The sequence below is a fragment of the Pseudomonas sp. Irchel s3a12 genome (genome assembly GCF_900187485.1).
Taxonomy (GTDB): domain Bacteria; phylum Pseudomonadota; class Gammaproteobacteria; order Pseudomonadales; family Pseudomonadaceae; genus Aquipseudomonas; species Aquipseudomonas neuropathica.
Genome location: NZ_FYDN01000004.1, coordinates 99,260 through 111,601, shown reverse-complemented (window position 1 = coordinate 111,601; position 12,342 = coordinate 99,260). Strand labels below are relative to the sequence as shown.

Sequence of the window (12,342 nt, the reverse complement as noted above, 5' to 3'; positions counted from 1 at the left end):
GATCAATCGCAAAATTGCAAAACGTTGGCGCGGCTTTTTTCGCTCGGGGCCGTCTGATCCTGTTGCAGCCAGAACTGGCACTTCGGATTGGACAGGTTACGCGTGCTGCCGCGTGCCTGATCCAGACGTGCCTGTTGTTCGTTCTTGCGCAGGTTTTCTTCGTACTGCTGGAACTGCGGGCTCGGCGGCGCAATATCCGGTTGTACCTGCACGGCCGGCGGATTGGCCAGTTGCTGCACCGCTTGTGCAACCGGTGCCAGTTGTTCTTTGAAGACAAACTGCGACAGCAGCCAGCAAGTCAGCGCAATGGCGACAAAGCCCAGCCACATGCCCAGGGCAATGCTGCCGGTCAAATGCAGCGCGCTAAGCTGAACAGGCAACGGGCGACGCGGATTGGGGCGATACGGCATGGCTGCCTCCTGGCGGATGATTGCGGGCAAGTGGCGATTGTCGCACGAAGATTAATCGCCGTCGGCTCTTCTGCGCGAGGTGATTTATGCGGACAATCGCAGCTTTTGCCAACGGGAGTCTTGAATGCCGCAATTGAAACCCCGCTGGGATATTTTTTGCACCGTGGTCGACAACTTTGGCGACATCGGCGTGACCTGGCGCCTGGCCCGGCAATTGGCCGCTGAGCACGGTTTGACGGTGCGATTGTGGGTCGATGATCTGCGCGCCTTCGAACGCATTTGTCCGGCGATTGATATCAACGCCTCACAGCAATGGCAACAAGGTGTCGAAGTGCGGCACTGGCCAGCCGAGTGGGTGCACATAGAGGCGGCGGATGTGGTGATCGCTGCGTTCGCCTGTCAGTTGCCCAGTGATTACATGGACGCGATGGCCACGCGAGAGCCGCCGCCCTTGTGGATGAACCTCGACTATCTCAGCGCCGAAGACTGGGTGATTGGTTGTCACGGCTTGCCGTCGGTCAAATACAAATCGGTGCAGAAGTTCTTTTTCTTTCCCGGATTCCAGCCAGGCACTGGCGGGCTGTTGCGTGAGCGCGGCTTGCTCGAGCAGCGTCGGCAGTTTCAACAGGATGCCGAAGCTCAACGGCAATTCCTGCAAGGTCTCGGGATCGATCCTGCGTCTGACGCCGAGCTGATTTCGTTGTTTGCCTACGAGAATGCCGGGCTGGCCAGTTGGCTGGACGTTTTGGCGGCGGACGCTGCGCCGACTCACCTGTTGGTGCCGGAGGGGCGGATTCTTGGCGACGTGGCGCGCTGGCTCGGGGTGGAAGCCCTGACGGTGGGCGAGATTAATGTGCGGCAGTCTTTGACTGTGCAGGTGTTGCCGTTCGTCCGTCAGGATCAATACGATCAGTTGCTCTGGTGCTGTGATTTCAACGCGGTGCGTGGTGAGGACTCGTTCGTGCGGGCGCAGTGGGCGGGGCGGCCGATGCTCTGGCACATCTATCAGCAGGACGAAGACATCCATCTGGACAAGCTTGATGCCTTCCTCGCGCTTTACACAAAAGGTCTATCACCGGCCGCTGCCGAGGCGATGAACGGTCTGTGGCGAGCCTGGAGCGCCGGTCAGCCCATCGGTGAACAGTGGCTCGAAGTCCGCAATCATTGGCCAGAACTGCAGGAAAATGCCGAAGCGTGGTGTCTGGAACAAGGCTTGCAGGCCGATCTTGCCGCAGCGCTGGTACAGTTTTACCTAAATTGGATATGATACGCGGCCTAGATTTTTGTAAATCCCATCCAAATTCGGATATTCGCAATGAAAACTGGTAAAGAACTGAAACCCGGTACCGTGATCCGTCTCGAGAACGATCCTTGGCTGGTTCAGAAAGCTGAATTCACCAAGTCGGGCCGTAACAGCGCGATCATGAAGACCAAGCTGAAAAACCTGCTGACCGGTTACAAGACCGAGATCGTTTACAGCGCTGACGACAAACTGGACGACGTAATCCTCGACCGCAAAGAAGCGACCCTGTCCTTCATCAGCGGCGACACCTACACGTTCATGGACACCACTGACTACACCATGTACGAGCTGAACGCTGAAGACATCGAAGCTGTTCTGCCTTTCGTTGAAGAAGGCATGACCGATGTTTGCGAAGCGATCTTCTTCGAAGAGCGTCTGGTTTCCGTAGAGCTGCCGACCACCATCGTGCGCGTAGTTGACTACACCGAAGGTTCGGCTCGTGGCGACACTTCCGGCAAAGTCATGAAGCCAGCCAAGCTGGCCAACGGTACCGAGCTGCAAGTTGCTGACTTCATCGAAATCGGTGACAAGATCGAAATCGACACCCGCGAAGGCGGTTCCTACAAAGGCCGTGCCAAATAAGCACTGCTTTTTACGGAAAGAAAAAGCCCGGCCATTGAGCCGGGCTTTTTTGTGCCTGCGATTTGAGCTTCACACAATCCCCTGTGGGAGCGAGCAGGCTCACTCCCACAATGGGATTGTGGTTACTTCAAGTGTTGCTTGAGTTCTTCAGATGCCTGCAACATCGCCGAACGTACTGCCGGCACCTGGCTGACCACGTTAAGCAAACCGTAATCGTGGATCATGCCGTTGTAACGCACCGACGTCACCGCTACACCGGCCTCGTCGAGTTTGCGTGCGTAGGCTTCACCTTCATCACGCAGCACATCGGCGCCTGCGGTCTGCACCAGTGCTGGCGGCAGGCCCTTCAGTTGTGCAGTGGTGGCCCGCAGCGGCGACGCGTAAATCTCGTTTCGCTGCTTGGCGTCGGTGGTGTAGTTGTCCCAGAACCACTTCATCATGTTGCGCGTGAGGAAGTGCCCTTCGGCGTACTGGTTGTAGGAGCCGGTGTCGAAATTGGCGTCCGTCACAGGCCACAACAGCACCTGGAACTTGATCGCCGGCGTGCCTTTGTCTTTGGCCATCAGTGCAACCACGGCCGCCATGTTGCCGCCGACGCTGTTGCCTGCGACGGCCAGACGTTTCCCATCGACATTGATTTCTTTGCCGTGCTCGGCGACCCACTTCGTTGCCGCGTAGGCCTGGTTGATCGCCACCGGGTAATGCGCTTCCGGTGAAGGCGTGTAATTGACGAACACCGCCGCCGCTCCTGAACCGACCACCAGATCCCGCACCAGCCGCTCGTGCGTCGGGAAATCGCCCAGCACCCAGCCACCACCGTGGAAGAACATGAACACTGGCAGCTCGCCCTTGACCCCGGCCGGCCGGACGATGGTCAGGCTCAACGGTTGGCCATCGATCTGGATGGTTTTCTCGCTGACGTCCGTTTTGGGCAGCGTCAGCTTGACCCCGGACTGCGCGCCGACCAGCACGGCGCGGGCATCTTTGGGTGTCAGCTGTTCCATCGGTTTGCCGGTGCCGGCATTCAGCACATCGAGAAATGCCTGAGTGTTGTGTTCGACATCACCGGCAAATGCACTGTGGATGGACAGGGCGAGAAGGGTACCGGTCAAGACTTTGCTGAAAGTGTGCATGTTCATTTCCTGTTCGGGCCTGGGGTATCAGCAGTTAAACGGTGACGTGCAGACGCACATCGACGTTGCCACGGGTGGCGTTGGAGTACGGGCAGACCTGGTGGGCCGCGTCGACCAGCGCTTGTGCGTCGGCTTGTTCCAGGCCAGGCAGGCTGATGTGCAAATCGATGTCGAGACCGAAGCCACCGGGGATCTGGCCGATACCGACATGAGCGGTGATCGAGGCGTCGTCAGGGATTTTGCGTTTGGTCTGGCTGGCGACGAATTTCAGTGCGCCGATGAAGCAGGCCGAGTAGCCGGCAGCGAACAGTTGCTCAGGGTTGGTTGCCGCGCCGCCGGCACCGCCGAGTTCTTTCGGAGTGGCGAGTTTGACGTCGAGGATGTTGTCGCTGGAGATCGCACGACCATCACGGCCGCCAGTGGAGGTTGCGATTGCGGTGTAGAGAGTTTGCATGGTGTGAGCCTCATTGGGTGTGGTTTTGTGCGCTAATTGTTTGCGCGCCAAGTAAGTGCGAGGTAAATGTATCGCGCGAATATTTAGTGCGCAAGATAAATTTTTGAAAAAGCTGCACTTCCACGAAGGGGCGGGTATGAGAGGGTGGCTGTAAGGCTTGAGTTAGAGCGGATTGCGCGGTAGATCAGGTGGTGAAAATATTTTGCTGTCGATGAACCCAATGTGGGAGCGAGCCTGCTCGCGAATGCGGTGTATCAGTCACCATTCATACCGACTGACACTACGCATTCGCGAGCAGGCTCGCTCCCACAGGGACTGTGTGAAGGTCAGATCAGGCTTTCTTGCAAGTGACCGCGTAGCGCCTGCAACTCTGATTGCAGCTTCTGCAGGCGTTCCAGAGAGAAGCCGCTGGCGCCGAGGATGCATTGCGGAACGGTCTGGGCTTTTTCTTTCAGCGCTCGGCCTTGCTCGGTCAGCTCGACAATCACTACCCGCTCATCCTCACGACTGCGCGTGCGGCTGAGCAACCCTTCGCCCTCCAGGCGTTTGAGCAGCGGAGTCAGCGAGCCGGGATCGGTCAGCAACCGCGAGCTGATTTCTCCGACCGTCAATCCATCCTTCTCCCACAACACCATCATCGCCAGGTACTGCGGATAGGTCAGGTTCAAGGCTTGCAGCAGCGGCTTGTAGACCTTGGTCATCATCAGCGAAGTGGAATGCAGGGCGAAGCAGGCCTGGTTATCCAGCAGCAGGTCGTCGCAGGTGTCGCGTTGGGAAGTCATGTCAAAGCCTTGTTCGGTGATGGTCATGAATCTAGCGCTCGAATCTTTAATGCGCCAGATAATTCTCCGGGTCTAATGGCGGTCGAGATCTCGTTGCAGCGCCAGATCCCACGGCGGCACTGGACTGAAACGAGTCTTGAGGTATTCAAGCAACAAGCGGCTGCGCGAGTTGGTTTGCTGTTCCATGCGCAGTGCGTAGATGCCGGTGGATTCCGGGGCCGGCAGACCGTTCTCGCAGAACAGCGGGACCAGTTCACCGCGCAGCAGGTATTCGCTCGCCAGCCAGGTCGGCAAATGCGCAATCCCTAATCCCGCCAAAGCCCCACACACCAGCGCTTCGGCATTGTTGGCGCTCATGCGGATGCGCGCCGGGCGGTGCAAATGCATCTGGCCGTCCTGCTCGAACCGCCAGGCGAAGGGCGGGGCGAGGCCTTCCCAGTCCAGACCGTCATGTTCACCAAGTTGTGCCGGACTGCCGGGCACGCCCCGGCGTTTGAGATAGTCAGGACTGGCACAGGCTATGCGCACCATGCTCGCCAAAGGCGTGGCCACCAATCGCGTGTCAGCCATTTGCCCGGCACGCAGTACCAGATCGACCTTGCCCAGGTTCGAGCCGCCCATGTCGACGAAACTGTCGATCAAGTGCAACTGCACATCCAGCCCCGGGTAGAGGATGAGAAAGTCGGCAATCACCGGTGCCAGATGCCGTCGCCCGAACGCGGCGGGGGCGTCGATGCGAATCAAACCTTCCGGCGCGCTGCTCAAGGACACGGCTTCGGCCCGCGCCAGTTGCAACTCGGCGACAATGCGCCGGGCACGTTCAGCAAACGCCAGACCGGCGGGTGTGGCTCTGACGGCGTGGGTGCTGCGTATAAATAACTGGCTGCCGACGGCGCTTTCCAGGCTGTCGATGCGTCGCGCAACGGCCGAAGGTGTCAGCGGATGACGGCGCGAGGCGGCGGAAAAACTGCCACTCTCCAGCACATCGAGAAACAACCCTAATTGTTCAGTCAGTTGGTTGGGGTTCATAAGAATTCACGCTTGTGCGAAATCAGCATTGCCATTGTGCGTTGCTGTGCGTTTCCCCGCCAGCCACGACTGCGTAGGATGAATCGCCTGACGTAAGAGGAATTGAGCTGTGATGGAGTTTTTGTTGTACCTGCTGTTCGGCGCCGCGCTTGGCACCCTTGGTGGCATTTTCGGTATCGGTGGCGGTTTGATCGCCATTCCGTTGCTCGGTGTGTGGTTCGGCCTCGATCAGCAGATTGCCCAAGGCACGGCGCTGGTCATGGTGGTGCCGAACGTGATGCTGGCGCTGTGGCGCTATCACCAGCGCAATCGCATCGAACTGCGGCATGCGTTGCCCTTGGCGGTGATGGGTTTTTGCTTTGCGTGGATCGGTTCGATCTGGGCGGTGGGTATCGATGCGCAAACCATGCGCATCGGTTTTGTCGCTTTCCTGGTGGTGCTCTCGGCGTACAACCTGCTGAAGATGTTCGGCAGGCAACCCGCTGCGACTTCCGAGATGCGCTATTCCTGGCCTTGGCTCGGCGTCCTCGGTGCGGCGTCCGGAACCATGGGCGGCTTGTTCGGTGTCGGCGGTGCCGTGGTAGCAACGCCGGTGCTGACCAGCCTCTTCGGCACCACGCAAGTGGTCGCTCAGGGCTTGTCGCTGGCGCTGGCGTTGCCAAGCACCGGCGTGACCCTGGTGACCTACGCGGTGCATAACGAAGTGGACTGGATGATCGGCCTGCCGCTGGCCATCGGCGGTCTGGCGAGCATCAGTTGGGGGGTGAAAGTTGCCCACGCCATGCCGGAAAAACTTCTGCGCGGGCTGTTCTGCGGTTTCCTGGTGCTGTGTGCGGTGATGCTCGCGTTTAAAGTTTAAAACCTTCGACGATATGCTCGGCCAGGCACTCGGTGATCGGCGACGGATTGTTCAGGTTGCGGATCAGCATGATGCTGGCCTCGGGCAACAGCGGCAGATCTTCGGCGGCGCCGAGAATGCGCATGTCCGGGGTGATCAGGCTTTCCAGTTGCGCGGTGATCGCCAGACCCGCGCTCACCACCGCCATCAACGCCGAGAGGCTGGTGCTGTTATAAGCGATGCGGTATTCGCGGCCCATCGCATCCAGTGCGTTACACGCCCACAAGCGGCAGAAACAATCACTGTTGAACATCGCCAGAGGTAGTGGCGTTTGTTCGTGGGCGCTGAAATTCTGCGCCTCGGCCCAGACAAAACGCTCCTTGCGCAGCAACTGACCGATTTCGTTGCCCGGTTCACGGGTGACGATCGACAAATCCAGGTCAGTACGCTGCAACAGTTGTTTGGTCGATTCGCAATGCACTTCGATCTGGATCAGTGGATAGAACTGCGCAAACCGCGACAGGATCCCCGGCAGAAAACGCATCACGTAGTCATCCGGCGTGCCGATGCGCACGGTGCCGACCATGTGCGGCTCGCGCAAGGTGTTGAACACTTCGCTGTGCAGCTTGAGGATGCGCCGCGCGTATCCGAGCAGCACCTGGCCTTCAGCGGTCAGGCGCACCTGGCGTCCGTCGCGCTCAAACAACTGCCGCTGCAACACGTCTTCTTCCAGACGCTTCATCTGCATGCTCACCGCCGATTGCGTGCGGTTGACCATTTCGCCGGCGCGGGTGAAACCGCCCTGATCGGCAATCGCGACAAAGGTGCGCAGGACATCGGTATCGATACTGGGGTAGGCCGACAATTGATGAATCTCCGTGATGCATGCCATCAGAAACATTCGTTGGATTGATCTTAGCGCCGGCGCGAGACTTGAGCCATCCACAAAGGAGGCAACACGATGAAAGGTCAAAGAGAGTATGTAGACAACGCAAAATTTTCCGGCCACGGCCATATCGTTTCCGACCTGCTGCACAAGTTTAGCCGCTGGTACGAATTGCACCGTGAACGCGAGTTGCTTGCCAGTCTGAGCGACGAAGCGTTGAAAGACATCGGCGTCAGTCGTGCCGATGTTGAACATGAGTCCGTGCGGCCGTTCTGGGATGATCCGATGCATAAATGACCCGCTGCATAAATGATCAGCAGAACGCTACACAAACCCTCTTCCAGTGAGGTAGGTTGCGAGCAGACAAGGAGATGCTCATGCCCGCGACTCTGGCCTTTTCCCTCAAACAGGCGCGACGACTGGCGCTGGCTGCCCAAGGGTTCAACGGGCGCCAGCCGCCGACCGTCAAGGCGCCACACGTCAACCGGCTGATCGAAAGGCTGGGTTTGCTGCAAATCGACTCCGTCAACGCCGTGGTGCGCTCGCACTACCTGCCGCTGTTTTCCCGTCTCGGTTCCTATTCTTCCGACTTGCTCGACCAGGCTGCCTGGAGTTCGGGGCGACGTCGCACGTTGTTCGAATACTGGGGACACGAAGCCTCGCTGCTGCCGATGTCGATGTATCCGTTGCTGGGCTGGCGCATGCAGCGGGCCAGGCGTGGCGAGGATATTTATCAGCAACTGGCCAGATTCGGTCGCGAGCAGCAGGACGTGGTGCGTCGGGTCTTGAATTCGGTGCAAGAGCAGGGCGCGTTGGGCGCCGGCAGCCTTTCAACCCGTGCAGACAAGGCCGGGCCGTGGTGGGACTGGAGCGCGGAAAAACATGCGCTGGAGTGGCTGTTCGCGGCGGGTGAAGTGACGGTGGCGGGGCGGCGTGGTTTTGAGCGTTTGTATGATTTGCCGGAGCGGGTGATCCCTTCATCGATCCTGCAACAGGGGTTGCCTGATGAGGCCGAAGCGCAACGCGGGTTGCTGTTGCACGCGGCACAGGCCTTGGGTGTCGGTACTGAAAAAGACCTGCGTGATTACTTTCGCCTGAATCCGGCGGATGCGCGGCCACGTCTCGCGGAACTGATTGAAGCCGGGCAGTTGCAGATGTGCGAGGTTGCCGGTTGGCGGCAAATCGCCTATTGCCTGCCGGAGCCGAGCGTCCCGCGCAAGGTCATGGCCAGTGCGCTGCTGTCGCCCTTTGATTCGTTGATCTGGGAACGCAGCCGGACTGAGCGCTTGTTCGATTTCCGTTATCGGCTGGAGATTTATACGCCACAGGACAAACGGGTTTACGGCTATTACGTGTTGCCGTTTTTGCACAACGAGCGGATTGCTGCGCGGGTGGATTTGCGGGCTGAGCGGGCGGCGGGGCAGTTGGCGGTGCATGCGGTGCACGAGGAAGAGCCGGGGCTGGATGAGCAGGGGATGCTGGCGCTGGCGGAGAATCTGCGGCGGATGGCGGATTGGTTGGGGCTGGCGCGGGTGCAGTTGAATTGTCAGCGCGAGAGTGCGGCGCGGTTGCGGGTGGCATTGGCGCAGATAGGCTGTGACTGAGCGGGCCCCTTCGCGAGCAGGCTCGCTCCCACAGGGGATATGCGAACGACACAAATCCAGTGTGGGAGCGAGCCTGCTCGTGAAGGAGGCGACGCGGTCTAGCGGCGAACCTGCTTAAGGGTTTCGGCAATCAAAAACGCCAACTCCAGCGACTGATCAGCATTCATCCGTGGATCACAGTGCGTGTGATAGCGATCCGACAAGCCATCTTCAGTAATCGGCCGTGCACCACCGATGCACTCGGTGACATTCTGCCCGGTCATCTCGATGTGAATGCCGCCGGCATAACTGCCTTCCGCCTCGTGCACCTGGAAGAACTGTTTAACCTCGCCAAGGATCTGCGCGAAGTCGCGGGTCTTGTAGCCGCTGCTGGCCTTGATGGTGTTGCCGTGCATCGGGTCGGAACTCCACAACACCTGCTTGCCTTCACGCTGCACTGCGCGGATCAGCGCCGGCAGGTGATCGCCCACCTTGTTCGCGCCCATTCGCGCAATCAGGTTGAGGCGCCCCGGATCGTTGTCCGGGTTGAGCACGTCGATCAGGCGGATCAGGTCATCGGGGTCCATGCTTGGGCCAACTTTGACGCCGATCGGGTTGTTCACCCCGCGCAGGAATTCGACATGCGCGCCGTCGAGCTGACGAGTACGGTCACCGATCCACAGCATGTGCGCCGAGCAATCGTAGTAATCGTTGGTCAGGCTGTCGCGGCGCACGAAGGCTTCTTCGTAGTTCAGCAGCAGTGCTTCGTGGGCGGTGAAGAAGCTGGTTTCGCGCAGTTGCGGCGAGCTGTCCATGCCGCAGGCGCGCATGAACGCCAGGGTTTCATCGATGCGGTCGGCGAGGTGACTGTATTTTTCTGCCAGCGCCGAGTTGGCGATGAAATCGAGGTTCCACTTGTGCACTTGGTGCAGGTCGGCAAAACCGCCCTGGGCAAACGCGCGCAGCAGGTTCAGGGTCGCGGTGGACTGGTGATAGGACTGCAGCAGGCGCTCCGGATCCGGCACGCGGCTCTTTTCGTCGAAGCCGATGCCGTTGACGATGTCGCCCCGGTAAGCCGGCAGCGTCACGCCGTCGATGGTCTCGTCGTTGGCCGAACGCGGTTTGGCAAACTGACCGGCCATGCGCCCGACTTTGACCACCGGGCAGCCGGCGGCGAAGGTCATGACGATCGCCATTTGCAGTAACACTTTGAACGTGTCGCGAATCTTCGCGGCGGAGAATTCGGCGAAGCTTTCCGCGCAATCGCCGCCCTGCAGCAGGAATGCCCGGCCCTGGGTGACTTCGGCAAACTGGCGGCGCAGTTCGCGCGCTTCGCCGGCAAACACCAGTGGCGGATAACTGGCTAGCGTCTGCTCGACCTGGCGCAGATGCGCCGCGTCAGGATATTGAGGTTGTTGCTGGATCGGCAGGGCGCGCCAGCTATCAGGACTCCACGGTTGGCTCATCACGGTCTCTAATTGGTTCTACGCACGGGAAGCCCATGGTAGCAGCAATTAGTGCGTGACCTGCTCCCGCCCCATCGCCGACAATCGCCGCTTTGCCACGGCGCCACAGCGGTGCCATCGCGTCACCGCGCCCGGTGACCATCAGGAGACGAAATGACTGAGGAGCGCGTCGAGCATCTGCTCGCCGAAGTACAGGATGAGTTCGGCGTGATTCGCGTGCTGGAAGTGGCCGATTACCGCTTTCTCGAGTTCGGCGATGCGATCGAGCAGAGCTGCGTGTTCACCGCCGACCCGAGCTGGCTCGAATACGATTACACCCGGGCGATGCTGATCGGCGCGTTGTGCCACGAGCAGCCGGAAAGCGCGCTGTTTCTAGGACTCGGCGCCGGTACATTGACCCAGGCCTGCCTCAAGTTCCTGCCGCTGGAAGATGTCGAAGCCATTGAACTGCGTCCGGATGTGCCGCGCCTAGCCATCGAATACCTTGGCCTGGACGATGATCCGCGGCTGTACATCCGTGTTGGCGATGCGCTGGAGTTACTGCCGACGGCTGAGCCGGCGGATCTGATTTTTGTCGACCTGTATACCGATGTCGGCCCGGGCGTCGGGCATCTGGCCTGGAGTTTTCTCGGCGACTGCCAGAAGCGTCTGAATCCGGGTGGCTGGCTGGTGATCAATCAGTGGGCCACCGATGACGGCAAGCCTCTGGGCGCGGCGTTGTTGCGCGGGCTCTATCACCGGCATTACTGGGAGTTGCCGGTGAAGGAGGGCAACGTGATTCTGATTGTGCCGGCGGACCTCGATCAGGAGTTGGACATGCAGGCACTGACGGCCCGGGCTGAAGCGCTGGCGCCGCGGTTGGGGTATTCGTTGCAGTCGTTGATCAACAGTATTCGCCCAGCCACCTGAGGCGTCAGTGCTGTCCCCATCGCTGGCAAGCCAGCTCCCACAGGGTTCGCGCCGTACGCAAAATGTGTGAACGACTCGGTCACTGTGGGAGCTGGCTTGCCAGCGATGGCGCCCTGACAGGCGCCATAATTCTCAGATCCCCTTGAATATGCCAGGCCGCCGCTCCACCAGCGACCGCACCCCTTCCTTGGCGTCCTCACTCGCCAACAATTTCTTCACCAGCGCCGGTAACCCTTGCGCGGCCGCCGTCTCACCCTCATACCTTGCCTGCCGCGCCGACATCAACGTCGCCTGCACCCCCAACGGCGCCTGCCGGGCAATCCGCTCAGCCAATTCAATCGCCCGCGGCAACAGGTCTTCGCTGGCCATGACTTCCTGCACCAACCCCAGGTGCAACGCCTCGTGCGCATCAAACTCATCGCCGGTCAGCAGCCAGCGCATCGCGTTGCCCCAACCGGCAATCTGCTGAAAACGTAAAGTCGCACCACCAAAAGGAAAGATCCCACGCTGCACTTCCATCTGCGCGAAGCGGGTATTGCTCGCACACAGGTTTATATCGGCTGCCAGCATCAGCTCAATGCCGATGGTCAGGCAGTAACCCTGCGCGGCGACAATCACTGGCTTGCTCACCCGTGGCCCGACGAAAACACCCCATGGATCGCAACCGCCGGTCGGAACCTGCCAGCCCTGGGCGAGGGCGGAGCTGGCGTTGACCAGATCCAGGCCAGCGGTAAAGTGCTCGCCATGCCCGAACACCACCGCCACCCGCGCTTCGCTGTCGGCCTCGAACTCGCCGTAGGCCAAGCTCAGCTCGTTGAGCAGGTCGAGGTCGAAAGCATTGCGCTTGGCCGCTCGATCCAGGCCAATCAGATGGACGTGACCACGACGTTCACGGCTGACGCGGCCGGGGCAGGGCTGATTCATGGCGAAATCCTCGGGCGGGAAGGGCGGGTGCAGCGACGGTATG

At 60.0% G+C, this 12,342-nt stretch carries 14 protein-coding genes; 6 read left to right on the top strand and 8 right to left on the bottom strand.

Annotated elements, in window-relative coordinates; genetic code table 11:
• Positions 1 to 2 precede the first annotated feature (2 nt).
• Positions 3 to 410, bottom strand: a complete 408-nt coding sequence (locus CKW14_RS08555; protein ID WP_095048462.1) for a hypothetical protein — start codon at positions 408 to 410, stop codon at positions 3 to 5.
• 124 nt (positions 411 to 534) lie between these two features.
• Here CKW14_RS08555 and earP point away from each other — a divergent pair, with 124 nt between their 5' ends.
• Positions 535 to 1,677, top strand: a complete 1,143-nt coding sequence (gene earP, locus CKW14_RS08550) for an elongation factor P maturation arginine rhamnosyltransferase EarP (protein ID WP_095048461.1) — start codon at positions 535 to 537, stop codon at positions 1,675 to 1,677.
• Between the two features lie 48 nt (positions 1,678 to 1,725).
• Complete coding sequence (locus CKW14_RS08545) at positions 1,726 to 2,295, top strand: elongation factor P (RefSeq protein ID WP_007908599.1); 570 nt, start codon at positions 1,726 to 1,728, stop codon at positions 2,293 to 2,295.
• A gap of 122 nt (positions 2,296 to 2,417) precedes the next feature.
• Here CKW14_RS08545 and CKW14_RS08540 read toward each other — a convergent pair whose 3' ends face one another.
• The 4 genes from CKW14_RS08540 to CKW14_RS08525 form a co-directional block, all read right to left on the bottom strand.
• Entirely contained in the window at positions 2,418 to 3,428 is a 1,011-nt protein-coding gene (locus CKW14_RS08540) for an alpha/beta hydrolase (protein WP_095048460.1), read from the bottom strand.
• Positions 3,429 to 3,462: 34 nt separating this feature from the next.
• Complete coding sequence (locus tag CKW14_RS08535; RefSeq protein ID WP_007908600.1) at positions 3,463 to 3,882, bottom strand: organic hydroperoxide resistance protein; 420 nt, start codon at positions 3,880 to 3,882, stop codon at positions 3,463 to 3,465.
• Positions 3,883 to 4,208: 326 nt separating this feature from the next.
• Complete coding sequence (locus CKW14_RS08530) at positions 4,209 to 4,664, bottom strand: MarR family winged helix-turn-helix transcriptional regulator (protein ID WP_176471266.1); 456 nt, start codon at positions 4,662 to 4,664, stop codon at positions 4,209 to 4,211.
• A 72-nt stretch (positions 4,665 to 4,736) separates the two neighbouring features.
• Positions 4,737 to 5,693 carry a LysR family transcriptional regulator gene (locus CKW14_RS08525; RefSeq protein WP_095125139.1) on the bottom strand — a complete coding sequence of 319 codons (957 nt, stop codon included), beginning with the start codon at positions 5,691 to 5,693 and terminating at the stop codon, positions 4,737 to 4,739.
• A 109-nt stretch (positions 5,694 to 5,802) separates the two neighbouring features.
• Here CKW14_RS08525 and CKW14_RS08520 point away from each other — a divergent pair, with 109 nt between their 5' ends.
• Complete coding sequence (locus CKW14_RS08520) at positions 5,803 to 6,552, top strand: sulfite exporter TauE/SafE family protein (RefSeq protein ID WP_176471265.1); 750 nt, start codon at positions 5,803 to 5,805, stop codon at positions 6,550 to 6,552.
• Here the strand turns inward: CKW14_RS08520 and CKW14_RS08515 are convergent.
• A complete protein-coding gene (locus CKW14_RS08515) occupies positions 6,542 to 7,396 on the bottom strand; it encodes a LysR substrate-binding domain-containing protein (protein ID WP_007908606.1) in 855 nt (284 codons plus the stop codon). The two genes, CKW14_RS08520 and CKW14_RS08515, sit on opposite strands and share 11 nt — an antisense overlap.
• Before the next feature lie 96 nt (positions 7,397 to 7,492).
• Between CKW14_RS08515 and CKW14_RS08510 the strand changes: the two genes are divergently transcribed.
• Entirely contained in the window at positions 7,493 to 7,714 is a 222-nt protein-coding gene (locus tag CKW14_RS08510) for a DUF1127 domain-containing protein (protein WP_095125138.1), read from the top strand.
• A gap of 80 nt (positions 7,715 to 7,794) precedes the next feature.
• A complete protein-coding gene (locus CKW14_RS08505; RefSeq protein WP_095125137.1) occupies positions 7,795 to 9,021 on the top strand; it encodes a winged helix-turn-helix domain-containing protein in 1,227 nt (408 codons plus the stop codon).
• 98 nt (positions 9,022 to 9,119) lie between these two features.
• On the opposite strand, the gene CKW14_RS08500 is transcribed toward CKW14_RS08505, so the two are convergent.
• Positions 9,120 to 10,466 carry a class II 3-deoxy-7-phosphoheptulonate synthase gene (locus CKW14_RS08500; protein ID WP_077573929.1) on the bottom strand — a complete coding sequence of 449 codons (1,347 nt, stop codon included), beginning with the start codon at positions 10,464 to 10,466 and terminating at the stop codon, positions 9,120 to 9,122.
• Between the two features lie 153 nt (positions 10,467 to 10,619).
• Here CKW14_RS08500 and CKW14_RS08495 point away from each other — a divergent pair, with 153 nt between their 5' ends.
• On the top strand, positions 10,620 to 11,375 hold the full coding sequence (locus tag CKW14_RS08495) for a spermidine synthase (protein WP_095125136.1): 756 nt from the start codon (positions 10,620 to 10,622) through the stop codon (positions 11,373 to 11,375).
• 132 nt (positions 11,376 to 11,507) lie between these two features.
• Here CKW14_RS08495 and CKW14_RS08490 read toward each other — a convergent pair whose 3' ends face one another.
• Positions 11,508 to 12,299: a crotonase/enoyl-CoA hydratase family protein gene (locus CKW14_RS08490; protein WP_034155234.1), complete on the bottom strand. Its 792-nt coding sequence runs from the start codon at positions 12,297 to 12,299 to the stop codon at positions 11,508 to 11,510.
• Positions 12,300 to 12,342: the final 43 nt, after the last annotated feature.